Source organism: Qipengyuania vulgaris (assembly GCF_009827325.1).
In the GTDB taxonomy this organism is placed as follows: domain Bacteria; phylum Pseudomonadota; class Alphaproteobacteria; order Sphingomonadales; family Sphingomonadaceae; genus Qipengyuania; species Qipengyuania vulgaris.
The window spans coordinates 484611-510381 of sequence record NZ_WTYC01000001.1 but is presented as its reverse complement, the minus strand read 5'-3'; the positions used below and the strand labels follow the sequence as shown (position 1 = coordinate 510381).

General features: G+C 61.5%; 22 protein-coding genes. 15 read left to right on the top strand and 7 right to left on the bottom strand.

The window, feature by feature from the left end; translation table 11 throughout:
• Position 1: 1 nt before the first annotated feature.
• The 3 genes from GRI69_RS02570 to GRI69_RS02560 all read right to left on the bottom strand — a co-directional run bounded on the left by GRI69_RS02570 (position 2) and on the right by GRI69_RS02560 (position 3475).
• Positions 2–1546: a type II and III secretion system protein family protein gene (locus tag GRI69_RS02570; protein ID WP_160726740.1), complete on the bottom strand. Its 1545-nt coding sequence runs from the start codon at positions 1544–1546 to the stop codon at positions 2–4.
• A 38-nt stretch (positions 1547–1584) separates the two neighbouring features.
• Positions 1585–2670, bottom strand: a complete 1086-nt coding sequence (gene cpaB, locus GRI69_RS02565; RefSeq protein WP_160726739.1) for a Flp pilus assembly protein CpaB — start codon at positions 2668–2670, stop codon at positions 1585–1587.
• Between the two features lie 91 nt (positions 2671–2761).
• Entirely contained in the window at positions 2762–3475 is a 714-nt protein-coding gene (locus tag GRI69_RS02560) for an A24 family peptidase (protein WP_160726738.1), read from the bottom strand.
• 62 nt (positions 3476–3537) lie between these two features.
• Between GRI69_RS02560 and GRI69_RS02555 the strand changes: the two genes are divergently transcribed.
• Together GRI69_RS02555 and GRI69_RS02550 are read left to right on the top strand one after the other, a co-directional pair.
• Positions 3538–4542 carry an alpha/beta hydrolase gene (locus GRI69_RS02555; RefSeq protein WP_160726737.1) on the top strand — a complete coding sequence of 335 codons (1005 nt, stop codon included), beginning with the start codon at positions 3538–3540 and terminating at the stop codon, positions 4540–4542.
• Positions 4539–5636 carry an FAD-dependent oxidoreductase gene (locus GRI69_RS02550; RefSeq protein ID WP_160726736.1) on the top strand — a complete coding sequence of 366 codons (1098 nt, stop codon included), beginning with the start codon at positions 4539–4541 and terminating at the stop codon, positions 5634–5636. Before GRI69_RS02555 ends, GRI69_RS02550 begins: the two co-directional genes overlap by 4 nt.
• A 47-nt stretch (positions 5637–5683) precedes the next feature.
• Here the strand turns inward: GRI69_RS02550 and rnhA are convergent, their stop codons facing one another.
• Genes rnhA through ispH form a run of 3 tightly spaced genes read right to left on the bottom strand, consistent with a single transcriptional unit; the run spans position 5684 to position 8104 of the window.
• Entirely contained in the window at positions 5684–6133 is a 450-nt protein-coding gene (rnhA, locus tag GRI69_RS02545; protein ID WP_160726735.1) for a ribonuclease HI, read from the bottom strand.
• A 27-nt stretch (positions 6134–6160) separates the two neighbouring features.
• On the bottom strand, positions 6161–7117 hold the full coding sequence (locus GRI69_RS02540; protein WP_160726734.1) for a homoserine kinase: 957 nt from the start codon (positions 7115–7117) through the stop codon (positions 6161–6163).
• Positions 7118–8104: a 4-hydroxy-3-methylbut-2-enyl diphosphate reductase gene (ispH, locus tag GRI69_RS02535; RefSeq protein ID WP_160726733.1), complete on the bottom strand. Its 987-nt coding sequence runs from the start codon at positions 8102–8104 to the stop codon at positions 7118–7120.
• A 93-nt stretch (positions 8105–8197) separates the two neighbouring features.
• On the opposite strand from ispH, the gene GRI69_RS02530 reads away from it, so the two are divergent.
• From GRI69_RS02530 to tatC, 9 genes are all read left to right on the top strand, one after another.
• On the top strand, positions 8198–8851 hold the full coding sequence (locus GRI69_RS02530; RefSeq protein WP_160726732.1) for a hypothetical protein: 654 nt from the start codon (positions 8198–8200) through the stop codon (positions 8849–8851).
• A 47-nt stretch (positions 8852–8898) separates the two neighbouring features.
• Complete coding sequence (gene argS, locus GRI69_RS02525) at positions 8899–10638, top strand: arginine--tRNA ligase (protein WP_160726731.1); 1740 nt, start codon at positions 8899–8901, stop codon at positions 10636–10638.
• A gap of 3 nt (positions 10639–10641) precedes the next feature.
• Complete coding sequence (locus tag GRI69_RS02520; protein WP_160726730.1) at positions 10642–11331, top strand: SPOR domain-containing protein; 690 nt, start codon at positions 10642–10644, stop codon at positions 11329–11331.
• Between the two features lie 90 nt (positions 11332–11421).
• Positions 11422–12441 carry a beta-N-acetylhexosaminidase gene (gene nagZ / locus GRI69_RS02515; protein ID WP_160727023.1) on the top strand — a complete coding sequence of 340 codons (1020 nt, stop codon included), beginning with the start codon at positions 11422–11424 and terminating at the stop codon, positions 12439–12441.
• Positions 12438–13235 carry a segregation/condensation protein A gene (locus GRI69_RS02510; protein ID WP_160726729.1) on the top strand — a complete coding sequence of 266 codons (798 nt, stop codon included), beginning with the start codon at positions 12438–12440 and terminating at the stop codon, positions 13233–13235. Before nagZ ends, GRI69_RS02510 begins: the two co-directional genes overlap by 4 nt.
• A complete protein-coding gene (scpB, locus tag GRI69_RS02505) occupies positions 13232–13834 on the top strand; it encodes an SMC-Scp complex subunit ScpB (protein WP_160726728.1) in 603 nt (200 codons plus the stop codon). Before GRI69_RS02510 ends, scpB begins: the two co-directional genes overlap by 4 nt.
• A 64-nt stretch (positions 13835–13898) precedes the next feature.
• A complete protein-coding gene (gene tatA, locus GRI69_RS02500; RefSeq protein ID WP_160726727.1) occupies positions 13899–14129 on the top strand; it encodes a twin-arginine translocase TatA/TatE family subunit in 231 nt (76 codons plus the stop codon).
• Between the two features lie 26 nt (positions 14130–14155).
• On the top strand, positions 14156–14605 hold the full coding sequence (gene tatB, locus GRI69_RS02495) for a Sec-independent protein translocase protein TatB (RefSeq protein WP_160726726.1): 450 nt from the start codon (positions 14156–14158) through the stop codon (positions 14603–14605).
• A gap of 1 nt (position 14606) precedes the next feature.
• Positions 14607–15416, top strand: coding sequence for a twin-arginine translocase subunit TatC (gene tatC, locus GRI69_RS02490; RefSeq protein WP_160726725.1), 810 nt, complete (start codon positions 14607–14609; stop codon positions 15414–15416).
• Here the strand turns inward: tatC and GRI69_RS02485 are convergent.
• Complete coding sequence (locus GRI69_RS02485) at positions 15401–17050, bottom strand: amidohydrolase (protein ID WP_160726724.1); 1650 nt, start codon at positions 17048–17050, stop codon at positions 15401–15403. The genes tatC and GRI69_RS02485 overlap by 16 nt on opposite strands.
• Positions 17051–17158: 108 nt before the next feature.
• Between GRI69_RS02485 and GRI69_RS02480 the strand changes: the two genes are divergently transcribed.
• The 4 genes from GRI69_RS02480 to GRI69_RS02465 all read left to right on the top strand — a co-directional run bounded on the left by GRI69_RS02480 (position 17159) and on the right by GRI69_RS02465 (position 25763).
• Positions 17159–18412, top strand: coding sequence for a threonine ammonia-lyase (locus tag GRI69_RS02480; protein WP_160726723.1), 1254 nt, complete (start codon positions 17159–17161; stop codon positions 18410–18412).
• Between the two features lie 178 nt (positions 18413–18590).
• Entirely contained in the window at positions 18591–19433 is an 843-nt protein-coding gene (locus GRI69_RS02475) for an arginyltransferase (protein ID WP_160726722.1), read from the top strand.
• Positions 19375–21564: an autotransporter assembly complex protein TamA gene (locus tag GRI69_RS02470; RefSeq protein ID WP_237452896.1), complete on the top strand. Its 2190-nt coding sequence runs from the start codon at positions 19375–19377 to the stop codon at positions 21562–21564. The genes GRI69_RS02475 and GRI69_RS02470 overlap by 59 nt, the downstream gene beginning before the upstream one ends.
• Entirely contained in the window at positions 21564–25763 is a 4200-nt protein-coding gene (locus GRI69_RS02465) for a translocation/assembly module TamB domain-containing protein (protein WP_160726721.1), read from the top strand. Before GRI69_RS02470 ends, GRI69_RS02465 begins: the two co-directional genes overlap by 1 nt.
• The last annotated feature ends 8 nt before the right edge of the window (positions 25764–25771 follow it).

The following is a 25771-nucleotide window of genomic DNA, read 5'->3' as shown; positions in this document are numbered from 1 at the left end:
CTTATTCGAAGCTGAAGCCGGGCGTGGCCGCCGCGGTCTTCTCGTTACGACGTGCCTCGGCGGGCATCGCCACCTGTTCGACCGGCTCGGCCGGGCCTTGCGACACTTGCGGCGCCACGTCCGTAGCTCTCGCGCTCGGCATCGGGCGCGATCCACCCGACACGCCATCGGCCTCGCGTAGTTCCAGCAGGCGCTGGTATTCGGTCGGCTTGAGGAAGCCGTCCGTGGGCAGGCGGATGTCATTGGCGTTGACCGGCTTCACCAGATAGGGGGTGACCACGATCACCAGTTCGGTTTCACCCTTGCGATAGGTGGTCGAACGGAACAGATTGCCGAGGATCGGAATGTCGCCCAGACCCGGTGCCTTTTCGAGTGCGTTCTGTGCATTGTTCTGCAGCAGTCCTGCGATCATGAAACTCTGGCCTGAACCAAGTTCCACGGTCGTTTCGGCACGGCGCGTCGTCAATGCCGGCACCTGGAACCCGTCGACCTCGATGGCTCCCTGGCTCGACAATTCCGAAACTTCCGGGCGCACCCGGATCGAAATGCGGCCGTTGGCCAGAACGGTCGGAGTATAGGCGAGGCTCACTCCGTAGTTCTTGTATTCGATGCTGGTCGTGCCGAGGCCGCCACTGGAAGGTATCGGAAACTCTCCGCCAGCAAGGAATTCCGCCGTCTCGCCCGAAAGGGCTGTCAGGTTCGGCTGCGACAGGGTTGTCACAAGGCCCTGCGTTTCGGCAAGATCGAGTGCCGACAGAATATCGAGACCGAGCAGTTTCCCAGCGAAGCCGAGCGTCGAGCCTTGTCCGCTGGTGGGAACGTTGGTTCCACCAGCAACGGCGTTCGTGAATCCGACACCCAAGCCGGCAGGACCGCCGGGGGTATAGCTGGGAATACCTGACCCGAAGCCTTGGCCGATCCCGAAGCGGAAGCCGCCGGTTGCATCGACAGTAGCGAGGTTCACACCGATCGTCTTGACGACGGAGCGGCTGACTTCGGCAATGCGGACCTGCAGATTTACCTGCAGAGGCGTTGCCATGCGCAACCGGCTGATAACGTTTGTGCCTTCGCCGACATAGGCTTCGACCAGCGACTGTGCATCCGCGGCATCTTCCGGCGCCGCGACGGTTCCGGTCAGGAGCACCGTGTTGGTGCCCATGGTCGCCACGTTCACTTTTGCCTCCGGCATTGCGAGGGCGAGCATCTGGTCGATGCTGGAGATGTTCGAACCGACGCGGACGTTGGCAGCCCAGATAATATCGCCCGCGGCATTGCTGGCATAGACAGTTGTTTCACCGCCAGCCTTGCCGAACAGGTAGAGCTGCCGCTGCGACTTGACCTGTACATCGGCAACGCTGTCGTTCGAGATGAACACATCGGCCATCGAACCGGGAACGTTGACGAGTTCGCCGCGTCCGATCGAGAGTACGATTTCCTGGCTCGGACGAACGACCGACTGGGCCGTGGCCGTAGTCGTCGGGACTGCCGCCAGCGGCGCGAGAGCGATACTGGCACACAGCAATTTGGTGGTAAGACGACGTTTCATGGAATTGCCCCCTGAATGGCTTCCTGTCTGTTCTATTTTCAACGAAGAGTGCTCAGCGCGGACGGCACGGTCTGTGCAGCCCGGCCAGTACCTTCGGCGACCGAGGCGGCAATGCCGCCGGTACGGCCAACTGGTACGGCCTGGGCATTCTTGCCACGCGTGACGATCACGGTCGGGCCCGTACGAACCGGGGCGGCGGCTTCGCTTCCACCGGTATTCGTCGGGGCAGCGGCGTTGCGAGGCGCGCCCTGTGGCGGCATCGAGCTGCGCTGGAAGCGCGATACGTCGCCGCCAGTGACATAGGTGCTCTTGCCGTCATCCGGACGACCGGCGACTTCGCGAAGAAGGCGTTCCTCCTCCTCGGGGCTGGTGCCGTCGGGGATGACCAGATCGCCCGAAGCTATAGCCTTTTCCAGTTCGCCCTGGCTGTCCGCCAGCGGACGCAGTGCGAGGCTCAGCGTGCCGAGAGTTTGTGCGACAGCCACCTTTTCGGCGATCGTCGGCGTGACTTCGAGCGTTACCGTGCGGAAGGCACGTACCTGCGTCTTTCCATCAACTGTGTTTTGCGTTGTGGTCTGGTCGGTTGCCAGTACGCGAAGATTACGAAGAATGGTTTCCGAAGCTTTCAGTGACTGGCCCTCGTTGCCGTTTACGGCCTGAGTTAAAACCATGTCCACGCGGTCACCAGGGAACACGAAACCGGCCACACCGCTTTTCGCATCCACGGGGACGGTGATGGCACGCATGCCGGGCGTCAGAGCAGCCGCCAGGAATCCGCGGTCTCCCGGCTTCACCAGCGAACCCTGCGTTACGGGCTCTCCTGCAGTGACCGGGTAGCGGACCACTGTGCCGATCAGCTGGGATACGTCTGCCTCTCCATCGAGGAAGTAGGCATCCTGGACCAGTTCTTCGGGCCACAGCTGATATCCGATGGCATCCGCTGTGATGATGGTGCCGACGGGCAGAGCGCGCTGCGCGACAAGAACCTTGGGGCCTTGAGCTTCGACCGCTGCGGCCTCAGCCTGCGGAGCCGCAGCCCCTGCGAACATGCTGCGGGCAACGAGTGCGGTACCGATCGCAACGATCAGTGCGCCTACCAGCAGAACCAGCTTCTTCCTATCCATGGCTTTTAAGCCCCCTCGTATGGCCCGCGCAGATTCGAATGCGGGCAGCTATGGTTTCCATCACTAAGCGCCGATTGGTTAAAATCGGGTTTCAGCCCCCTGTGACCGGGGCCATGCCCGAAATCAGTCCGCCGCCGACTATCCACAGCCCTGCCATGGAAATGGCGAGGCCGTATGGAACGCGTGGCTGGTGCTCGTGACGGCGAATGATGCGAATCGACGCAATCGTGACGATGGCGAGGACCGCTATCGGAAGCATCGCGACAAAGATCGCCGTGTCGGGATTCGAACCGAACGCGTCGATCAAACCCGGAGGAATTGCCAGTTTCGGTCCGCCCAATACTGCGCTCGCGAAATTGGCCGCGATCAATGTGCAGGCGACAAGCAGCGCGGTATCGCGAACGGGCTTGGCGCCTACAATCTTCGAATGCGCCACACCCCAGATGCCCATGACCAGCGTCAGGACCCAACCGAGCATGGCCATGATCAACACCAGACCCAGGAAATTGGTCGGCGGAAACCAGAGTGCGAGGGCCGTGAGCAGTTTGACGTCCCCGCCGCCCATCTGCCGGATTGCGAAGAACAGGCAGCACACTGCGAAAGTTGCACCGGCGATACCCAGCTGGATCGCCACGCCCGGCCAAAGGTCGAGACCGCTGGCCCACCAGAACAAGGGTGCACCGGCAGCAATTACCAGATTGAGCTTGTTTCCGATGGTTCGGCTCTTGAGGTCGGTAAATGCCGCAACCAGCAGCGCCATTGCCAAGGCGCCGAGCAGAACATAGGTGAAAATCTGATGGTCCATTACCCGTCCCGAAAATGCTTCAGGCGGGAGAGCTACAGAAACATGCTTACCAAACAGTAACCATGGCCGAAACGGCAACGGAGGTACCCATTTCCGATATCCAGCAATCCGGGGCGGTCAGTCCAATCGATCGCCGGTCTATACCGGCGCATGCCGTGGAAGGCTTTTGGCAGGCTGGCGATGGCCATGAACTGCGCAGGATCGATTGGCCGGGTGCAGCGGGTGCCGAGCGCGGTTCAATCCTGTTCCTTCCCGGCCGCGGCGACTTTTACGAGAAATACATCGAAAGCCTGGAAGAATGGCATCGTGCGGGCTGGAAGGTAACCGCGCTCGATTGGCGGGGCCAGGCCGGGTCGGGCAGGCTGGGCGACGACAAGCTCACGGGACATGTCGAGGATTTCGGCGATTGGGTGTCGGACCTGCGCCACTTCTGGTCGGCATGGAAATCGGCTTCGCCCGCACCCCACGTTCTTATCGCTCACTCGATGGGCGGTCACATTGTTGCGCGCGCACTGATCGACGACGCGGTCGATCCGGATGCCGTTGTTCTTTCCGCCCCCATGCTGGGCATGGCTGGTCCCCCGCTGCCGCTTGCGGTCCTCCATTCGGTTGCGCGGGTCATGGCGAGCCTCGGGTCGCCCAAACGCCCCGCGTGGAAATGGAGCGAGAAGCCGGGCGAGATGCCGGCCCGCCGCCGCGATCTCTTGACGCATGATGACGAGCGCTATGCCGATGAGTTGTGGTGGCGTGAAAAGCGGCCCGAGTTGGCGATGGGGCCGGGAAGCTGGCGCTGGGTCGAACGCGCCTATGCCTCGATCCGCGAACTGGAAGCTCCCGGCGCGATGGAAAGGGTCGATATTCCGGTGCTGGTCGTTTCGACCTCCAACGACAGGCTGGTGAAGCACGAATCGGCTGTACGGGCATCGCAGCGCTTTCCCAACGGAGAACTGGCCGAATTCGGCGAGGAAGCGCATCACGAAGTCCTGCGAGAGGTGCCTGAAGTACGCTCGCGCGCAATGCAGGCCATTGTCAACTTCCTCGACCGGGTGGCGCCCCCGGTACTGTGAGCATTTACGATTTCGCCATCGTCGGGGCCGGGATCGCCGGGGCCAGCCTTGCCGCCGAATTGGGCGAAGGCGGTGCGCGCGTGCTGTTGCTCGAGGCCGAAGACCAACCCGGCTATCACGCCACCGGACGCTCCGCAGCATTCTGGGAGGAGTGTTACGGGGGCCCCGAGCTCGTGCCGCTCACGCTCGCTTCGGGGGATTACCTGCGCGACAACGGCTTTTTGACGCAGCGGGGCGCGCTCTACATAGGGCGAGAGAGCGACACTCGGGCACTCGATGCCTTCATGAAAAGATTCCAGCCGACCGGCGCGACGATCGAGCGGATCGGAAGAGAGCCCCTGCAGGGGATGATCCCAGGATTGCGCGAAGACTGGACGGGCGCGGTCTGGGAGCCGGCATGCGCAGATATCGACGTCGCTACCCTGCATGCTCATTATCTTGCCCGCGCAAAATCCGCGAATGTCGTGCTCGAATGTCGCGCGCAGCTTGGCGAGGCTATCCGGAGGCAGGGGACATGGTCCTTGGCATGCGCTGGCGAGCGAACGTTCGCAGCGAAGGTACTAATCAATTCGGCAGGCGCATGGGCTGATGAAGTCGCCAGGACGGCTGGAGCAAGGCCACTGGGAATCCAGCCGTTACGCCGGACCGTGGTGCAGTTGCGGACCGATCCCGCACCCAAGCCGGACCAGCCGCTGGTGCTCGATATTTCGGGAAGGTTCTATTTCAAGCCGGAGGCGGGGCGCCTGTGGCTCAGTCCGCACGACGAAGAGCCAAGCGCTCCCTGCGACGCTGCCCCCGAAGAACTGGCCGTCGCGGAAGCGATCGGCCGGCTGGAGCAGGTGGTTGATTGGAAGATCGAAGCTTTGGAGCGCCGCTGGGCAGGTTTACGCAGTTTCGCGCCCGACCGGCTACCCATCTACGGCTACGACCCTCGCACCGAGGGTTTCGCATGGTTTGCAGGGCAAGGCGGCTATGGCATCCAGACCTCGCCCGCCGCTGCCAGGTTGGCAGCGCAGCTCCTGCTCGGACAAGCGCGCGATGGCATGACGCAAAATTTGGATGCAGCGCTTTATGACCCAATCCGCTTTGGCTAGCCGCCCTCGTATCACTCGTTAGATTGTGGCGGGGAGGCTCTGACGCCTTAGTCTTTACCGCCTGAAGCGATCCGCTCTGCGGCGTCGCTGGCGAGTTGATCCGCCCGGTCGTTTTCCGGGTGCCCCGAATGTCCCTTCACCCAATGCCAGTCGACCTTGTGGCGCGCTGTCAGATCGATCAGCTCGTGCCACAACTCGGCGTTACGTACGGGCTTCTTGCTGGCATTGACCCAGCCGCGCTTTTTCCAGCCGTGGACCCATTTGGTGATCCCGTCGATCAGGTACTTGCTGTCGGTATGCAGCGCGACTTCGCATGGCTCTATCAGTGCCGAGAGCGCCTTGATGGCAGCGGTCATTTCCATCCGGTTGTTGGTCGTGTCGGGTTCGCCGCCCGACAATTCCTTTTCGTGATGGCCCATGCGCAGTATCGCGCCCCAGCCTCCAGGGCCGGGATTTCCCTTGCACGCGCCATCGGTGAAAATCTCGACTGTCTTCATGGTCGCGCCTGTAGCGGCTCGTTGCCGTCAGGCAAACGCTGTAGCACCCTGGTCGGCGTAGAAATTCCACCGGCGGACGAAATCCATCGGGTCCTTGCGCAAGACCTGCGCGCCTGCGGGTGTGTCGAGCCAGTCCTCTGCCCGGCTGGCGACAAACCGAAGGCATGCCCCTTGGGCCAGCAAGGGCAATGCATCGCGTTCTTGGCGGTCGAGTGGTCGGATCGAATCATACCCTTCGATCAGCGCATTTCCGACAGATGCGTCGTATTTCTCACCGGACTGGTCAAAGCACCAAGCCGCGTGTGTTACAGCAAGGTCGTATGCCATCATGTCATGCGCAGCGAAGTAGAAGTCGATCATTCCCGAAACCTTGCTGCCCACCATCAGGACATTGTCGGGGAAGAGGTCCGAGTGGATGATCGAGCGCGGCAGGCCAGTTGGCCAGTTCGATACCAGTTCTCGGGCCCTGCCGATCAAGGATGGAAAGCGCGGATCGATATCTGCCAGAGCTTGCTCGCCCCAGCGTTCCAGTATCGCCGCCGTATGCCGAGGCGCGAGATCGTTTTCTCGCTCGGGCGCAAAGTCTTGTGCTGCGACATGCACGCGCGCCAGAGCCGCACCAACCGAGCGCGCCTGGGCAGGTGTAGGCCGGGTTGGCGAAACGCCCGGAAGAAATTCGATCAGGGCGACAGACTTGCCATCGATTTCCCGGAATGCTGCGCCCGACCGATCATGGATCGTCGCCGGGACGGCGCAGCCGTGGGCCGCCAGATGGTCGAGCAGGCCAAGGAAGAAAGGCAGTTGCCGGATATCGATCCGGCGTTCGTACATGGTGAGGATGAAGCGACCGGTCGTTGTCTCGATCAACCAGTTCGAGTTGGAGACGCCTTCGGCAATGCCCTTAGCCGATACCAGTTCGCCGACGTGGTATTCCGCGAGCAGCCGCGCGAGATCTTCCGCACCGAGATGGGTGTATACCGCCACTTATTCCGTCAATTGGCGCGGCAGTTTGAAAATCATGTTCTCTTCCGCTGCGGTGACGGGCTCTTCTTCGACCAGCCGCCATTCGGACAGACGATCCACGACCTCGCGGACCAGCTTCTCCGGTGCCGACGCGCCTGCAGTCAGGCCGAGTGTCCCCACGCCCTCCAGCCATTCGGGTTCGATTTCATCCGCGCGCTGGATCAGCTTCGCATCGGTACCGAGCCGTTGAGAGACTTCGACGAGTCGCAACGAGTTGGAGGAATTGGGGGCGCCGATCACCAGGACAAGATCACTCGAAGGAGCAATGATCTTTACGGCCGCCTGACGATTGCTCGTCGCGTAGCAAATATCCTCTGCCTTGGGCGCGACGATCCGGGGGTGGCGTTCTTCGAGCGCAGCAGTGATCTCCGCTGTATCGTCTACCGAAAGCGTCGTCTGGGTGAGGTACGAAAGATTGTCGTCCTGCGCGAAGGGAAGCGAGGCGACATCCTCGAGCGTCTCCACCAGGGTGATCTGCCCCTCGGGAACCTGCCCCATTGTGCCGATCACCTCGGGATGCCCGGCATGACCGATGAACAGGATGTGCTGACCCTTCTCGATCTGACGTTCGGCCTGACGATGAACCTTGCTGACCAGAGGGCAGGTTGCATCGACATAAAGCAGTTTGCGGCGATCGGCTTCGGCCGGGACGGCCTTGGGCACGCCATGGGCGGAGAACACTACTGGTGCGTCGTCGGGCACCTCATCCAGTTCCTCGACGAAGATCGCGCCCTTCGCCTTCAACGAGTCGACGACATAGCGATTATGGACGATTTCATGCCGCACATAGACCGGAGCACCATACTTCTCGAGCGCGCGCTCCACGATCTCAATCGCCCGGTCCACGCCGGCGCAAAACCCGCGCGGAGCCGCGATCAGGAGTTTGAGTGGCAGGCGAGGATCGTTACCGCGCGAGCTTTCGCCCGGGGATTGAAAGGGAGCGTTCATGCGAGCCCCTCTAGCGCTTTGCGTCGCGTCAAGCTAGGGGACGCAGCGCCCGCACCGGGGCATGAATACGAACACACGAGGAATGCCGCCAAGATGACCACTCGCTATCGTCTCCTTACCGTGTTTGGACTTGGTCTTGCGCTGGCAGGATGCAACTCTCCCGGTGAACTGGTGGTTGACGGCGGCGCTGCAGGCATCACGGCAGTACGTACCGCGTGTCCCGCGGTCGGCATTCCCGATTATACTGGGGACGTTACCCTGTTCAGCAGCGAGACGTCGAAAACCCTGGCGGACCTCGATGTTACGGCCGCGATGACGGACCTGACCTCGACTTGCAACGAAGAAGGCGAACGGGTTTTTTCCGAAGCTACCTTCAACGTAGTGGCCCGCCGCAGCAATACGAGCGGCGCGCGGAGCGTGCAACTTCCTTATTTCACGACGGTGCTCCGAGGTGGCAGTGCAGTCGTGACGAAGCGTGTCGGAACCGTCACCGTCAACTTCGCGGACGGGCAAGAGCGCGCCATGGCGAGCGCCAAGGCCGGGGCTTACATAAATCGTGCGGAAGCCACATTGCCCGCCGATATACGCGAGCGGATCACGCGCAAGCGTGAAGCGGGCGATCCTGACGCGGCACTCGATCCGCTGGCCGATCCCGAAGTGCGTGCCGCTGTCCAGCGGGCGACCTTCGAATTGCTCGTCGGCTTCCAGCTGACCGAGGACCAGCTGCGCTATAACGCCACGCGTTGATGCGCTGACATCTTGCCATTTCGCGCCATTCGTCTAGGCGCGCGGGCATGTCGGACATCCAGACCCTGCACGCCGGCTTTGCCGCGAAAATCGACGCCGTTCTCAACGCTCTCGAGATGGAAGGCCACCTTCCGTCCGACGCGAACCGATCGGGCGTAACGGTGGAGCCGCCGCGCGATCCCGCGCATGGCGATCTGGCGACCAATGCCGCCATGGTGCTGGCCAAGCAGGCTAAGACCAATCCGCGCGCGCTTGCCGAATTGATCGTCGAGCACCTGCAGCGTGAGCCGGACATTACCGAGGCGAGCATTGCCGGTCCCGGCTTCATCAACCTGCGCCTGTCGGAGCAGGCATGGCTGCGCGAACTCAAGGCAATCGCCTCCCTAGGCGTGGATTACGGCCGTTCGCGTCTCGGTGATGGACAGACGGTCAATATCGAATATGTCTCTGCCAATCCGACCGGCCCGATGCACATGGGCCATTGCCGGGGCGCGGTTGTCGGCGATGCGCTTGCCGGACTGCTCGAATATTCCGGCCACAAGGTCATCCGCGAATATTACGTCAACGATGCGGGAGGTCAGGTCGATGTGCTCGCGCGTTCGGCGCATCTGCGTTACCGGGAGGCGCTGGGAGAGGACGTCGGCGCAATTCCCGAAGGCCTCTATCCGGGTGATTACCTGAAGCCGATCGGTGAGAAGCTGGCGCAGGAATTCGGACCGGCTTATCGAGACGCTCCGGAAAGCGAATGGCTCGAAATGTTCCGGGAGCGCGCTGTTGCCGCCATGATGGACATGATCCGCGAGGATCTCGCGCTACTTGGCATCCATCACGATCTGTTTTCGTCCGAAGCCAAGCTGCAGGCGGCAAAGAAGCCCGAACAGGCAGAAGCATGGCTCCGCGAACACGGCTTCGTCTATGACGGCATGCTCGAAGCGCCAAAGGGCAAGGCGCCGCCCGAAGATTGGGAGCCAGTCGAACTGCCGCTGTTCCGTTCGACCGAGTTCGGCGACGACCAGGACCGTCCGATCAAGAAGTCGAACGGGGCCTGGACCTATTTCGGGGCCGATCTCGCCTATCACTTCCAGAAGGCCGAAAACGCGGACGCACTGATCGACATCTGGGGTGCCGACCATGCCGGTACCGTCAAGCGTATCAAGGCCGCCGTCGCCGCGTTGACGAAAGGGGCGGGCCGCGATGTGCCCTTCGACGTCAAGCTGGTGCAGATGGTCAATCTGATGCGCAATGGCGAGCCGGTGAAGATGTCGAAGCGCGCCGGAACCTTCGTCACGCTGGCCGATGTGGTCGAGGAAGTGGGAAAGGACGTGGTCCGCTTCACCATGCTGACCCGCAAGCCCGAAGCACAGATGGAGTTCGACTTCGCCAAGGTGGTCGAAACATCCAAGGACAACCCCGTATTCTATCTCCAATATGCCCATGCGCGAATTCATTCGACGCTGCGCAAGGCGGGGGTGGGCCCATCGTCAGATCATCTCGATAGGCTCGGGGCCGACGAGCTAGCGCTGGTGCGCGAAGCTGCCCAATTCCCACGCATGGTAGAAGCCTCTGCCAAGGCGCGCGAACCGCATCGGATCGCCTTCTTCCTCGGCGACCTCGCAGCCGCCTTCCACAGTTTCTGGAATGCAGGTAACGACGATCCGGCGAAGCGCATCATCCAGGAAACCGATGCCGAACTGACTGCTGCGCGACTCTTCGTCGCGGCGCAGGTCGGGCAGGTGATCCGCAACGGTCTCGGCATATTGGGTGTCGAGGCGGTCGAGGAGATGTGAGCCATGGCGCGTTCGCCTTACGAAAATGACGCAGATCGGGAAGACGCTCTCGAACTGATCCGGGATGACGAGCATCTGCCTTGGCTCGATGCCGACGAGGGGGCCGACGATCGCGATGCGGGCTTTGCGACTTCGCGTCTGGTCATGCTCGGGGTTCTGTCGTTGCTGGTCGTAGGTGCGCTGGTTGGCATTGCCTGGTTCGCCATGGGTGCCGCGAACGACGAACCGCCCGCTGACGGCAGTCTCGTCGAAGCGCCCGAGGGACCATACAAGACGAAGCCCGAGAATGCGGGCGGCAAAACTTATGCGGGCACCGGCGATACGAGCTTTGCCGTGGGCGAGGGGCAAACGCGCGAAGGCCGACTTGCTGTCGAACCTGCAGCGCCACCATCGAACGAAGATGCGGTGGGACCATCGCTGGCAACCACATTGAATGAAGGTCCCCGCGCGCCGCAGCCGACAGGAACGGCGGTGCAGGTCGGGGCCTTCCCGAAACGCAGCGATGCGGAAGAAGCATGGAGCAATCTGATCAGGCAGACCGAAGCGCTGAATGGCGTTCGCCACCGCGTGGTGGAGGCGCAGGTCGATATCGGTACGGTCTACCGGCTCCAAGCGATGACCGGCGACCGCAACTCGGCTAACGCATTATGCAACCGCCTCAAGACCGATGGGCTGGCCTGTTTCGTCAAATAGACGGCCGGCAATGCTCGGCTGGGCTTGATTTCCACACCTCACGACTCCGCCGCGCTTGGCAAGTCAGGCGAAAAGCAGCACCTTCACACCATGATACCTGCCATTTTCGGCATTTCCGGCCTCGAACTCTCGGCCGACGAACGCGCATTCTTCAAGGATGCGGATCCGGCGGGCTACATCCTGTTCGCCCGGAATTGCGAAACCCGCGATCAGGTGCGCCGTCTCACCGATGATCTGCGCGCAATCCATGGACGTGATCGGCTGATCGTGTCGATCGACCAAGAGGGCGGGCGCGTTGCACGGATGAAGCCGCCCGAATGGCCGAAATACCCCGCGGGCGAGGCATTCGCAAAGCTGTATGAAATCGCCCCGGCTTCGGCCATTGAGGCCGCGCGCGTCAACGCGGAAGCCATGGCCCGCGAACTGGCGATGGTCGGTATCAGCGTCGATTACCATGCGCCGTTCGATGTGCGCCGCCCCGAAACCGACGATGTCATCGGCGACCGTGCCTTGGGCAGCGAACCCATGCAGGTCGCCGCGCTGGGCAGGGCAGTCCTGGACGGCATGGCCCGTGCCGGCGTGGTGGGCTGTCTCAAGCATATGCCTGGTCACGGGCGGGCCACCTGCGATACGCACAAAGAGCTTCCTGTCGTCACCGCGAGCGATGAAGAGCTAGAGATCGATATCGAGCCTTTTCGCACGCTGTCCGCGCATCCCCTCGGAATGAGCGCCCACATCGTTTTCAGCGCTTGGGACACCAAGAATCCCGCGACACTTTCTGAGACGGTTATCGGCGATGTTATACGCGGCAAAATAGGGTTCGACGGACTATTGCTATCGGACGATATCGATATGCAGGCGCTCCAGGGTAGTATTCCCGACCGCGGTGCTGCGGCTTTGGCGGCAGGTTGCGACATCATCCTCAACTGCTGGGCCAAGATGGACGACCAGAAGGCCATTGCCGAACGCAGCCCGGAAATGGCCGAAAAGACCATGCTTCGGCTCGAACGGGTCCACTATGCGATGGGCGGCCCGCTAGACGATATTGAAACCGCAGAATTGCTCGCCAAGCGCGATGCGCTGCTCGCCATTTCGGAGCAGGCGGCGTGAGCGACGGCCTGCTGTTCGCCTCACAGGAGGACGCTGAAGACTGGGATGGCATCGCCGCCGAAGGCACGGTGGATAAGGACGCGCTCTACCTCGATCTTGACGGGTGGGAAGGCCCGCTCGACCTGCTGCTCGATCTTGCACGGCGCCAGAAAGTGGATCTGCGTGAAATCTCGATCCTCTCTCTCGTCGAGCAATACCTGACCTATATCGAGCAGGCCGAAGCGCTGAAGCTCGAACTGGCGGCCGATTATCTCGTGATGGCCGCGTGGCTGGCCTATCTCAAATCGGCGATGCTCCTGCCGAAGGAAGCGCAGGAAGATCCGAGCCCCGAAGAGTTGGCGCTGAAGCTGCAGCTCCGTCTCCAGCGACTGGGCGCCATGCGCGAAGCGGCAGGTCGCCTAATGGGCGGCGACCGGATCGGGCGGGACGTTTTCCTGCGGGGAAGGCCGGAAGGTCTCGACATCGTCCGCAAGACCCAGTGGCAATGTGACCAGTTCTCGCTGATCGAAGCCTATGGCCGCGTGAAGGCACGCACTGCGCCGGCAGTCCACATTGTGCGTGACCGACCGGTGATGACACTGGAATCGGCACTCGATCGCGTGTCGAACATGCTTGGCGTGACGCTGGAGTGGATGGAATTGCGGGATTTCCTGCCGCCGCATGCCGAACCGCGATTGCGCCGTTCGGCGCTGGCTTCCAGCTTTGTCGCCGCGCTCGAGCTGGCGCGACTTGGCAGGGCAGAAATCGCGCAGGAAGAAGTGTTCGGCCCCATGCGGCTCAGGCGGGTGGCGTGAACCAGCTCGGACGCGCCATCGAAGCGGCGCTGTTCGCGGCGGAAGAGCCAATGAGCGTGGACGCTTTGGCCGGTTTTCTGGGCGATGCGGAAAAATCGGAAGTGCGCGAGACGTTGAAAGAGCTTGCGCAGACATATGAGAAGCGCGGAGTACACCTCGTGGAGCGCGGCAAGCGCTGGCATTTCGAGACCGCGCCCGACCTCGCTCATCTGCTTCGCAAGGAACGCGAACAGGTTCGCCGCCTCAGCCGCGCAGCGACCGAGGTCCTGGCGATCATCGCCTATCACGAGCCGGTCAGCCGGGCAGAAATCGAATCGATCCGCGGCGTACAGACCAGTGGGGGCACGCTCGACGTTCTGATGGAGGCGGGCTGGGTGAAAATCGCCGGACGACGGGAGGTGCCGGGTCGACCGACAATCTATGCCACCACACCCGAATTTCTCGATCATTTCGGTTTGGCCAGCCGCCGCGACCTACCCGGTATCGCGGAATTGCGCGCCACCGGCCTGCTCGACCCTGTGGACGACGTATATGACGAGCTGGTGGGCGAGGACGAGCAACCTTCAGATGAGATCGACGAGCGTGGCGGTGCGGTCTGACTCGCTATTGCATGCTCGAACGCCTATAATGAACCCAAGACCCTACGCTTAGAAGGTATTCCCCATGTCGCTCGGCCCCTGGCAGCTCGTTATCATCGCCATCCTCATCCTCGTCCTGTTCGGACGCGGCAGAATTTCCGAAATGATGGGCGATTTCGGCAAGGGTATCAAAAGCTTCAAGCAGGGCATGAACGAAGAAGATACCAAACCTGCGAAGCAGATTTCCCACGAAGCCAAGCCAGCGGAAGAGGGGTTGAAGGACGAACAGGTCAAATCGACCTCCGATCCCAAATAATCCGCTAAGCCGCGGAGACCGCTTTCATGTTCGATATCGGCGCTGCCGAATTGCTGGTGATCGTCGTCGTGGCGATCCTTGTGATCGGCCCGAAGGACATGCCGAAAGCCATGCGCACCGCGGGGCGATGGATCGGCAAACTGCGCCGCATGTCCTCGCATTTCCGCTCCGGCCTCGACGAGATGGTCCGGCAGGCCGAGATCGAGGAGATGGAAGAAAAGTGGTCGCAACGGAACAAGGAAATCATGGCCAAATACCCCACCGGCAGCGAACCGGAGGGCGGAGCGCCGGAGAACCTCCTGCCTTCCGATGAAGGGATGGAGCCGCTTGCCTCTGCTGACGAGGTGGTCGATCCTGATGCCGCAGCCGAAGCTGCCATAAAACGGGCGGCGCCTAAGAAAGCGCCCGAGCACGGCGGTGAAGTGTCGAGCGACGAACCCGGCCTGCCCTTCGATGAGCGGGACAAGGACCGCTGAAATGGCATTCGAGCTCAAGGATATCGACGATTCGCAGGCGCCCCTGCTCGATCACCTGATCGAGCTTCGATCGCGCCTAGTGCGTTGCGTAGCAGCCCTGGTCGTGGCGTTCGGCGTGTGCCTCTATTTCGCCGACCAGATCCTCGGCTTTCTGATCCAGCCCCTGAAGGAAGCGTTTGCCGATGGCGAAGGGCAATTGATCTTCACCAAGCTCTACGAAGTCTTCTTCGTCGAATTGAAAGTAGCTCTCTTTGCAGGTTTCTGCATTTCCTTCCCCTATATCGCCAACCAGCTTTGGGCATTCATCGCTCCGGGTCTCTACGCGAAGGAAAAGAAGGCCTTTCTGCCATTCCTGATCGCCACGCCCTTCCTGTTCCTCGCCGGAGCTTCGCTGGCCTATTACGTGGTCATGCCGACTGCGTTCGAATGGTTTCTCGGCTTCGAGGGCATGGCCGGCGGGCTGGAGATACAGGCGCTGCCGACGGCGAACGAGTATCTGGGCCTTGTGATGCAGTTCATCCTGGCATTCGGGCTGAGCTTCCTGCTTCCCGTCCTGCTGCTGCTGCTGCATCGGGCAGGCATCGTGACCCGCGCCCAGCTGGTTGCTGCACGGCGCTATGTGATCGTCTTGGTGGTTGTCGTGGCGGCGATCATCACGCCGCCCGATCCGGGGTCGCAACTTTTGCTGGCAGTGCCGCTCCTGCTGCTGTTCGAGGGCTCGCTGATATTGATGCGTCTCTTCGATCGGCGAGATGCCAAGGCGGAAGCCGCTTCGGCCGCCAATGCCGAAGGCGATCAGTCCGCGTCGTAGACTTTTCGGCCGCCGACCCAGGTCTCCAGCACTTTAGTCGACCGGATTTCCTCGGGAGCGGCGAGCAGCGGATCGGTATTGATGAGTACGAAGTCGGCGCGTTCACCCGGTAGCAGCCTTCCGAACCGCCCTTCCGCAAACCCTGCATAGGCTGCTTCGGAAGTGAAGCCCGCCAACGCCTGTTCGCGTGTAACCCGCTCAGTAGGCCGCCAGCCGCCGAAAGGCTCGCCCGCTGCATTGCTGCGCGTGATCGCGACCGCCAAACCGGCGAACGGATCGGGCGATTCTACCGGCGCGTCCGATCCGAAAACCAGCCGTCCGCCCAGGCCGAGAATTGTATTCCAGGCATAGGCCCCCTGCAGGCGATTTTCGCCCATGCGGGCTTCGGCCATGAACATGTCACTCGTCTGGTGAACCGGCTGCATACTGGCGATGATGCCATCCTGCGCAAATTTCTGGAGGTCGGTAGGGTCGACGATCTGAGCGTGCTCGATGCGCCAGCGAAGATCCTGCGGGAAGCTATCGGCAATTTCGGTGATCGCATTCAGTGCCTCGGCATTCGCGGCATCGCCGATAGCATGCACGGCGGGCTGAAAGCCGCCCTGCGCCGAGCGCACGAGGATGTTGCGCAGTTGCGCCGGGGCCATGAGCGGCAGGCCGGTGTTGCCGGGATCGTCCGCATACGGTGCCTTGAGCCATGCGCCGCGGCTGCCGAGTGCGCCGTCGAGATAGAGCTTCACGCCGTTCAGGCGCAGCTTGTCATTGTAAAGCCAAGGCGAGGGATTGGCGCCTGCTATCAAGGTCGCCTCGTCGATCCCTGCTGCGTAGGACATGATGCGCAGGGTCAGCGAACCCTTGTCCCCAGCCCGGCGATAGGCCTGCCAGTCTTCAATGGTAGTGCCCATATCAGCCACCGCGGTGATGCCGTGGCGGTGCAACACCTTTTGCGCTTCGACAAAGGCAAGGTCACGTTCGTTGGGGCGCGGAGCGGGGATCGCGGCGTTCATCAGTTCTTCCGCTGCATCGACGAAGATGCCCGAAGGCGTCTTGCCGTCGGACAGCTTCTCGATGCGTCCGCCACTGGGGGCCTTGGTGCTGTCCGTAATGCCAGCTGCCTGCAAGGCGAGCGTGTTGGCCCAGCCAGCGTGTCCGTCGACCCGCTGGAGGTAGACGGGCCGATCGCTCACCGCGCTGTCGAGTTCGGCCGCCGTGGGGAAGCGGCCGAGTCCCCATTTTTCCTGATTCCAGCCGCGCCCGAGAATCCACGGGCGGGCTTCGTTCTCAGCAGCGAAAACACGAATTTTCTGAAGCGCTTCCTCGAGCGAATTGGTGTCAGACAGGTCGAGTGTCAGTGCGCCGAACCCCAGACCCATAACATGAGCATGTGCATCGATCATGCCGGGGATCATCACACGGCCTTCGCCCTCTTCACGGTAATCGGTACGGGGCCTTTCCTGCCCGCGCGAGAGGATCTGCGCGATACGCCCGTCGTCATCGATCACCAGCGCTTCGAAACGCTTTACCTGGCCTTCTTCGTCCATCGTGATGCCGGTCACATTGTCTATCAGCACGTCGGCACTGGCCGGCATGGCAAATGCGGTGGCGAGGAGGGCGGCAACAATCTTGAATTTCATCAGGCGATCCCGTGTCTGCAGTCGGTCATCGGGATAAGGCATAGCTTGACGGAGGCAAACCCTTTCGAAGATTGCGTGCACACGTCCCGCGACGTAGGGGCACTTTCGATGACACAGGCTTCTTCCTTGCGCGCCGATGAGAGCGCGACCGAGCTTCTGACCCTTGCCGATGTGCGCGCCGCGGCGCAGCGCGTCGACGGCGCGGTTGTGAAGACGCCAATGATGCGATCGATCACCTTGTCGGAAATTACCGGCGCGGACATCTGGCTGAAATTCGAGAACCACCAGTTCACCGCAGCCTACAAGGAACGCGGCGCGCTCAACGCGCTGCTTCAGCTGTCGGATGAACAGAGAGCGAAGGGCGTCATCGCTGCCTCGGCCGGGAATCACTCGCAGGGCCTTTCCTATCATGGCCGGCGGCTTGGCGTTCCGGTCACCATCGTCATGCCTTCGACCACACCGAGCGTTAAGGTGATGCAGACCGAGAGCGTCGGTGGCAATGTTGTGCTGAAGGGCGAGACTTTCGACGAGGCATACGCACATGCACGCGACTTGGAGATCGAGCGAGGTCTCACCTTTGTCCACCCCTTCGACGATCCGAAAGTGGCTGCAGGGCAGGGCACAGTCGCCCTCGAAATGCTCGAACAGAAGCTCGATTTCGATTGTCTGGTCGTGCCGATTGGCGGCGGCGGATTGATGAGCGGAATGGCCACGGTGGCCAAGGCTCTCAATCCCGACATCCATATGATCGGCGTACAGGCGAAGCTCTATCCTTCGATGTACTCCGCAGTTACCGGAGACGTGCTTCCCTGCGGCGGCGATACGCTGGCAGAAGGAATTGCGGTCAAGGAACCGGGCGCATTCACGCGCCGGATCATTTCCGAACTCGTCGACGAGGTGCTTCTCGTGGATGAGCCCGAACTTGAACACGCCGTTTCATTGTTGTTGCAGATCGAGAAGACAGTTGTCGAAGGTGCCGGCGCTGCGGGCCTCGCAGCCGTGCTTTCGAATCCTGAAAAGTTCGCCGGCAAGACTGTGGGCCTCGTCCTCTGTGGCGGCAATATCGATACGCGCCTGCTTGCCAATGTGCTTGTGCGCGATCTTGCCCGGTCAGGCCGGTTGGCGCGGCTGCGGATCACGCTTCAGGATCGACCTGGCGCTCTCTACAAGGTGATGCGCGAGTTTAACGAGCACAACGTCAACATCATCGAGATCTACCACCAGCGAATCTTCACGACGCTGCCTGCGAAGGGATTGATCACCGAGATCGAATGCGAGGCGCGCGACGCGGCACAGATTGACGGGCTTGTGGAAGGCCTGAGGCAAAAAGCCTATACGGTCGAACTTGTCGAGCTGGCCTAGCTACGTTTGAGAATCGGCCGTGGCTGGGTGGTTTTTCCCGGAGATTTAACCATCAGGTTCGAACGACTCGCGCTGCGAGCGGATTTTTCATGGTTAAGAGTCTTTTAACGCGGGCACTCGTCATGCATAAAGGGGTTGTTAACGATTAGAACGTCGCATCAATGAGGACCCGATCGCCGTGACGGCACCCATTCGCTTTCCCCGGTTTTTCGTGACCAGCCCTGCGCCGTGTCCGTACCTGCCCGGGCGCAGCGAGCGGAAGGTGTTTACCGAACTGCGCGGTGAATCGGCCGATGAATTGAACGAAGCGCTGGGCCGTATCGGGTTCCGCCGTAGTCAGACGGTCGCTTACCGTCCTTCCTGTCTCGATTGCCAGGCCTGTGTTTCAGTTCGAGTTGTCGCCACGGAATTCAGGCCCTCTTCGAGCCAGAAGCGCACAATCAAGGCCAATGACGACCTGATTACGTCGGAATGTCGCCCTTGGGCGACAGAAGAGCAATATGAATTGCTGCGCAGATATCTTTCCGCCCGCCACCCTGGCGGAGGCATGGCAGAGATGGACGAAAGCGATTTTGCGGATATGGTGGAACACACGCCCGTATCCAGCTATGTCGTTGAATATCGGGAGCCGGGAGTAGGTGCCGAGCCGGGTCGTCTGGTCGGAGCTTGTCTAACGGACGTTCAGGGCGACGGGCTGTCGATGATTTACAGCTTCTACGACCCTGAGATTGAGGATCGCGCCGGGCTTGGTAACTACATTATTCTCGATCATATCAGGCGCGCTGCGGGAAGCGGCCTGCCGTATGTGTACCTCGGCTATTGGGTCGAAGGATCGGACCGGATGCAATACAAGGTCCGGTATCGCCCGCTCGAACGCCTTACCCGTGGTGGGTGGGAACGCATGCCGGAAGCCGAACAGAAACGGCTCATCACCAGGGCAACTGCACCGCGGCGCAGACAAGATGGCGAACCAATGCCCTCCAAGGACGGCAGCCATCTGGAGTACAAGCTCGCCGACTGAGGGATTTCGTTTCCGACTGACATGCTGCGCCAGCGCGCTTGCGCTGGCGTCGGTACCGCTTGCTGCGCAGGAGACCAGTCCTCCTCAAGAACTTGACGATCTCATCCCCGATTCGGCGGTCGATAATCCAGAGGCGTGGGCACAGCAGAGCTCGGACGAAACACCCGCAAGCCCCGACGCTGCCGCGCCGGACACCGAAACTCCTATCGGAGAACCGCTGGGGTTCGATCTGCCATGGCCGGACGATATTGCGATCGAGGATTTCGAGCCTCTCGCTCCTGAAGAAGATATCGAATTCGCCGATCTGGACCTCGGGCGGGCAGAAGTGACGTTCGAGGGCGCCGATAAGGAACGGGTCGCGGACAACATTCTCCTTGGCTTTCCCCAGACCGAACCGCCATTCACGGATCGAGGCGATTTCGTCGAACGCTATGCTGCGCTCTCGACGATTGAAGAGCTTGAGGATTCCGACGCAAATGTGGCGCAACTGGCGGCGCGCGCGCGGGAAGACGAAGAACTCCTGAATAACCTGCTCAGGGTTTACGGATATTATGATGGTCAGGTCATCCAGTCGATCGCAGGGGTGCAGGCCGGTGAGGAGACGGCTGATCAGTCGCCTAGGGTCCGCTTCGATATCGTTCCGGGAGAACGGTACCGGTATGGGAACATTGAGCTGGGTGATTTGCAGGCTGCGCAGGACTTTGAGGCGCTGCGGGAAGCCTTCGAAATATATCCCGGCGATTACCTGCAGAGCGACACGATCGTCCAGGAGCAATTCGATCTGGATCGGGCCTTAGGGGAAACCGGCTATCCTTTTGCTGCAATCGACGAACCTCAGCTGCTGATCGATCATGAACGGGTGGAAGGCGATCTGACACTCAATGTCGAACCTAACGGCAAGTACGTATTCGGCGAAGTCGTCAGCAACGATCCCGAGTTCCTGTCTGGCCGACATTTGTCGACCATCGCCCGTTTCGAACCGGGCGATACATTTCAGCGCAGTCTTTCGATGGATCTGCGCCGGGCAGTGACTGCAACAGGTCTGGTTTCGTCGGTGGTGGTTACCCCGCGGGAGGTCACACCGCCGCAGGGTGACCAGCCGGGCGTGGTTGCGATGGATGTAGAGTTGAGGCGAGCCAAGCTGCGCACTATTGCAGGCGCGATCGGCTACGGGTCGGAAGAAGGCATTCGGGTCCAGGCGAGCTGGGAACATCGGAACTTCTTCCCGCCCGAAGGCTCCATTCGCGTTCGCGGAATCGTAGGGACGCAGGAACAGCTTTCGGGCATCACGTTCCGCAAGAATAATTTCGGCGGTCGCGACCGTGTTCTGACGATCGATGCATACGCCAATACTATCGACAGTCCGGCATTCGAAGCGCGCACTGTCGCGCTGACGGGAATTTATGAGCGCAAGTCGACGCTCCTTTTCCAGAAGGAAATCAGCTGGTCGGGCGGTATCGAACTGATCGCCACCCAGGAACGTCCGCCCGAAATCGGCGGCATCGTGCAGCCGCGCCAAACGTATTTCGTTGCGGCTCTACCGGGCACCATCCTGTTCGACGAAACGGATGACCTGCTCGATCCGACCAGTGGTTTCCGTCTGGGCGGCCGCCTTTCTCCCGAAGCCTCGACCACGAATGGCGTCGAGAGCTTCTATGTGCGCTCGAGGATCGACGGGAGCTACTATCAATCGGTCGGGTACAATCTCGTATTGGCAGGCCGTGCGAGCTTCGGTTCCATCCCTGGGGCGGAACTGCTCGATATCGCACCCTCGCGCCGGTACTATGCTGGAGGCGGTGGTTCGGTTCGCGGTTATGGTTTTCGGAAGATCGGCCCGAGCAACGAGCTGGGCGAGCCCACAGGTGGACGTAGCGTGGTCGAACTCGGAGCGGAGGCGCGTATCCGGACAGGCTTTCTGGACGGTGCAGTCTCGGTCGTTCCGTTTGTCGATGCCGGCTCGGTGGGACCTGATCCGACTCCAAATTTCGATGAAATCAAGATCGGTGCTGGTGTAGGGCTGAGGTATCACACCGGCTTCGGTCCGATCCGGGTGGATGTCGGCGTGCCCATCAACCCTGACGAAGACGATGCACCAATAGCGGTTTATGTATCGCTGGGGCAGGCGTTCTGATGGCCGACACCACAGTGACTGAAGAACCGGCGCCGCGCCGCCGTAGCCGAACTCGACGGGTGGGCAAATGGACGCTCATCCTGATCGGTGCTCCGATCCTGCTGCTCGTAGCCGCACTCATTCTTCTCAACACACCGCTGGGAGAGCGCTTCCTCGCCAGCCAGATTGCCAAGCAGACATTCCCGAACGGTCTCGTGATCCGCATCGGGCGGATCGAGGGCAACATTTACGGCGAAGCGGTGATGCACGATGTCACCCTTTCCGACCCGCAAGGTGTCTTCCTCACGATACCGCGCGCCGAAGTGGACTGGAACCCGCGGGCATGGCTGAACAACCGGCTCGATATCGACAGTTTTGCTGCTCGGCGGTCCACCTTGGCGCGCCTGCCGGAATTCCTTCCCAGTGAAGAAGAGAGCCCGATTTTACCGGGGTTCGATATTTCGATCGATGAGCTGACGATCGACAATTTGATGCTGGCACCCGGGATTGCCGGGGAGGAGAGCCAACGAGTCGATCTCACCGCGGAAGTGCAGGTGGAGAATCGCATGTTGTTAGTCGACGGCGATGCGCGCCTCGGAGAGCGCGACCTGCTTGCTTTGCTGGTACGCGCAGAACCCGATGGCGACGATTTCGATCTGTCGGCAGATATTCAGGCTTTCCAAGATGGCCCCTTGGTCGAGATACTTGGTCTGTCGAGCGGATATAGCGCGAAGTTGCATGGCGACGGGACTTGGTCCCGGTGGACGGGCGGATTGTTGGTACGGTCACGAGGCGACCGCATTGCTGCGCTCCGAATCACGAATGAGGCCGGTACGTTTGGCTTGCTGGGCAAGGTCGATCCGAGCGACTTCGTTAGCGGGACACTGGCTGATGCATTGGGCGAAGACGTAGCGATCAAATCGCGCATGGATATCGAAGATCGTGCCTTCGACGGAAGGACGGTCCTGCTCGGAAGTGGGATACGTCTCGACGGTGAAGGTCTTGTCGATCTGGCCGAGAACCGCGTCGAGGATTTCGAACTGGCAGCCGTTTTGCGCAATCCCGCTTTATTCGGCGCCAGCTTTCGGCTGGAAGGCGCTCGGGCGAACGCCACACTGGATGGCGCATTTTCCGATCTGGCGATTGTTCACGACCTGACGGTTGATCGTTTTGTCTCCGGTACCACAAGGATTTCAGGCCTGACCCAGGAGGGCACGGCCCGCTACGATGGCAAAACCTGGACCTTGCCACTCTCGATTGGTGTCCGGCGGATCGAAACGGGCAACGCGCTCGTCGATCCGAGGCTAGTGAACGGGACGGGTCGAGGAACCCTTAGACTGTCGGATAGCAGCTTGGTCGGCGACGATCTTCGGATCGCGTTTCGGGGGCTGGGTGCCAACCTCGCGCTGCGCGGCGACCTCGAGGCAGGCCGCTACCAGCTCCGTGGACCGGTCAGGGCCGATCGGCTTGCGCTCGACAACGTCGGAACGGCAGGCGGTACGGCGATGATCGATTTCGCTCTCGTTCCTTCGGGCTGGCGTCTCGGCGCGAACCTCGATGCCAGGATTTCTCCCGTTACCAACGATACGCTCGCCGGGCTGGCGGGTCCTGCGATCCGCGTGCGTGGCGGCATTGCGACAGGCAGCGGGGCAGAGATCGATTTCAACCGCCTCCGGGTGAATTCGGAAAAGCTCACCCTAGCCATGGACGGATCGATCAGCGGTAGTACGACCACTCTGGCCGGTCGAGGCGAACACAGCGATTATGGTCCCTTTACCGTCGAGGGTAAGGTCGAGGACGGTGCACCCACCGCCCAACTGGTTTTTGCGCGGCCCTTTACCGGACTGGAAAATGTCCGCCTAGCAATCGCGCCGACTGAGGAAGGTTTTGCCATCGACACTGAGGGCGGATCGGTTCTCGGCCCATTTGCGGGCAGTCTGGGGCTCTATTCTCCCGCAGGCGGCCCCACCCGAATTGTAGTTGAACAGCTAACTGTTTCGAACACCGAGGTTTCGGGCGATCTGACGCTGCTCGAAGGAGGCGCTCGGGGTGCATTGACGCTGGGAGGAGGCGGTCTGAATGGAACGATAGCCCTTGCACCGCGTCAGGGCGGGCAGGGGGTGGATGTGGACCTGTCGGCACGCAACGCAAGCTTCGGCGGCGCGACTCCACTGCGCATCGGTCGGGCGGAAATCGATGCTTCGGGGGTGATCGGCGATGGCACCTACAATTTCAACGGAAATGCCAGCGCCCAGGGCCTGCAGTACGGCACGCTGTTCATTGGCCGCATGGCCGCGCAGGGCGAGGTCGAGGATGGCATCGGCCGGGTCGATGCCGCGATAGCGGGGCGGCGTGGCAACCGTTTCGCTCTAGACCTCAACGCTCTCTTCCGGCCCGACCGTATTGCCGTTGCAGTCGACGGGCAATTTGCTGGGCGTGAGATCACCATGCCGCGCCGAGGCGTATTGACGGCTCTCGATGCTGGTGGTTGGAGGTTGGCTCCCACACAAGTGAACTATGGCGATGGCGGCGCGATTGCTTCCGGGCTGTTCGCTTCGGACGAGACCGCGCTCGAGTTCAAGCTCGCCCGCATGCCGCTCTCGCTGGTCGATGTCGTGGTCGAAGATCTCGGATTGGGCGGCACCATATCCGGCAACATCGATTACCGCGCGCCGAAGGGCGGTCTGCCGACAGGAACCGCGCGGGTGAAGGTCGACGACCTCACCCGGTCGGGATTGGTCCTGTCGTCCAAGCCAGTCGATCTATCACTGGTTGCGCGATTGGACACGAACAGCCTCGAAGCGCGCGCGGTTCTCGCCAATGAAGATATCCGGCGCGGCCGAATACAGGCGCAGATCACAGGTCTTCCCGGTTCCGGCGACCTTACGCAGCGGCTCAGGGCCGGGCGGCTCAACGGCCAGCTGCGTTATGTCGGGGCGGCGGAAAGCCTTTGGCGTCTCGCTGCAATCGATGCCTTCGACCTTACCGGACCAGTAGCCATCGCAGCCAATGCCACCGGTACTCTGGCCAATCCCCGCGTTCAGGGCCGGGTGTCCAGCGATGATTTGCGTGTGCGCAGTTCGCTGTCGGGAACGGATATCCGCGATGTCACGGTGCGTGGCCGCTTTGCGGGTTCGCGCCTCAATCTCTCCAGCTTTTCCGGCACGACCCGAAACGGCGGAACGGTAACCGGGAGCGGTATTGTCGACCTGGAAGGTCTGGGTGAGCGGGTCGAGGGCCGTTTCCTCGAAGTGCGCGGACCGACCCTGGACCTGCGTGCAGCGGCAAATAACGCGCGCCTGCTGGATGCCAATGGCCTGAGCGCGACGATAAGCGGGCCGCTGCGGATCGTATCGAATGGCCTCGGCGGCACTATCGCTGGCCGCGTGCGGATCAACCGAGCAAGTTGGACGCTTGGAACGGCGGCAGAAGACTTGCGGCTTCCGCGCATTTCTACTCGTGAAATCAATACTCCTGCAGATCGCGCCCCTCGTGTGGCCCCGGGCCGTCCATGGCGCTACCTGATCGATGCGCGGGGACCGAGCCGGATCGATGTCGACGGGATGGGGCTCGACAGCGAATGGGGCGCGAACATTATCTTGCGCGGCACCACGGACGATCCCCGTATCGGCGGCTCGGCAACTGTCGTACGCGGCGATTACACATTCGCTGGCACGCGTTTCGAGCTGACCCGCGGCGAGATCGACTTCGACGAGAGCGTTCCTATCGATCCGACGCTGGACATTCGCGCCGAGACCGAGCGTGACGGAGTGGATGTCATCGTGACGGTGACTGGAACGGTCAGCCAGACCGAGATCGCCTTTTCATCCGATCCTGCCTTGCCGGAAGAGGAAATTCTCGCTCGCCTGCTGTTTGGCGGTTCAATTACCATGCTATCGGCGACCGATGCTTTGCAATTGGGCGCGGCGGTGGCGAGCCTTCGTGGTGGGGGCGGACTCGACCCGATCAATCAGTTGCGTAGCGCGATCGGTCTCGATCGGCTGCGGATCGTTTCAGCCGATCCTGCCCTTGGCCGGGAAACCGGCGTTGCGCTCGGCAAGAACTTCGGACGGCGGTTCTATGTGGAAATCATAACAGACGGCCGCGGATACAGTGCGACCGAGGTCGAGTTCCGCGTGACGAGCTGGCTTTCGCTGCTCGCAAGCGTCTCGACCATCGGCCGTGAAAGTGTAGTCGCGGAGATCAGCCGCGACTACTGAGTTTTCGA

Bases quoted from the DNA above. Each gene is read 5' to 3' on its own strand.
- tatA (WP_160726727.1), top strand. From the start codon at position 13,899: ATGTCGCTCGGCCCCTGGCAGCTCGTTATCATCGCCATCCTCATCCTC.
- nagZ (WP_160727023.1), top strand. From the start codon at position 11,422: ATGATACCTGCCATTTTCGGCATTTCCGGCCTCGAACTCTCGGCCGAC.
- GRI69_RS02480 (WP_160726723.1), top strand. From the start codon at position 17,159: ATGACACAGGCTTCTTCCTTGCGCGCCGATGAGAGCGCGACCGAGCTT.
- GRI69_RS02470 (WP_237452896.1), top strand. From the start codon at position 19,375: ATGGCGAACCAATGCCCTCCAAGGACGGCAGCCATCTGGAGTACAAGC.
- GRI69_RS02520 (WP_160726730.1), top strand. From the start codon at position 10,642: ATGGCGCGTTCGCCTTACGAAAATGACGCAGATCGGGAAGACGCTCTC.
- GRI69_RS02555 (WP_160726737.1), top strand. From the start codon at position 3,538: ATGGCCGAAACGGCAACGGAGGTACCCATTTCCGATATCCAGCAATCC.
- GRI69_RS02530 (WP_160726732.1), top strand. From the start codon at position 8,198: ATGACCACTCGCTATCGTCTCCTTACCGTGTTTGGACTTGGTCTTGCG.
- cpaB (WP_160726739.1), bottom strand. From the start codon at position 2,670: ATGGATAGGAAGAAGCTGGTTCTGCTGGTAGGCGCACTGATCGTTGCG.
- argS (WP_160726731.1), top strand. From the start codon at position 8,899: ATGTCGGACATCCAGACCCTGCACGCCGGCTTTGCCGCGAAAATCGAC.
- GRI69_RS02465 (WP_160726721.1), top strand. From the start codon at position 21,564: ATGGCCGACACCACAGTGACTGAAGAACCGGCGCCGCGCCGCCGTAGC.
- GRI69_RS02570 (WP_160726740.1), bottom strand. From the start codon at position 1,546: ATGAAACGTCGTCTTACCACCAAATTGCTGTGTGCCAGTATCGCTCTC.
- tatC (WP_160726725.1), top strand. From the start codon at position 14,607: ATGGCATTCGAGCTCAAGGATATCGACGATTCGCAGGCGCCCCTGCTC.
- tatB (WP_160726726.1), top strand. From the start codon at position 14,156: ATGTTCGATATCGGCGCTGCCGAATTGCTGGTGATCGTCGTCGTGGCG.
- rnhA (WP_160726735.1), bottom strand. From the start codon at position 6,133: ATGAAGACAGTCGAGATTTTCACCGATGGCGCGTGCAAGGGAAATCCC.
- GRI69_RS02560 (WP_160726738.1), bottom strand. From the start codon at position 3,475: ATGGACCATCAGATTTTCACCTATGTTCTGCTCGGCGCCTTGGCAATG.
- GRI69_RS02485 (WP_160726724.1), bottom strand. From the start codon at position 17,050: ATGAAATTCAAGATTGTTGCCGCCCTCCTCGCCACCGCATTTGCCATG.
- ispH (WP_160726733.1), bottom strand. From the start codon at position 8,104: ATGAACGCTCCCTTTCAATCCCCGGGCGAAAGCTCGCGCGGTAACGAT.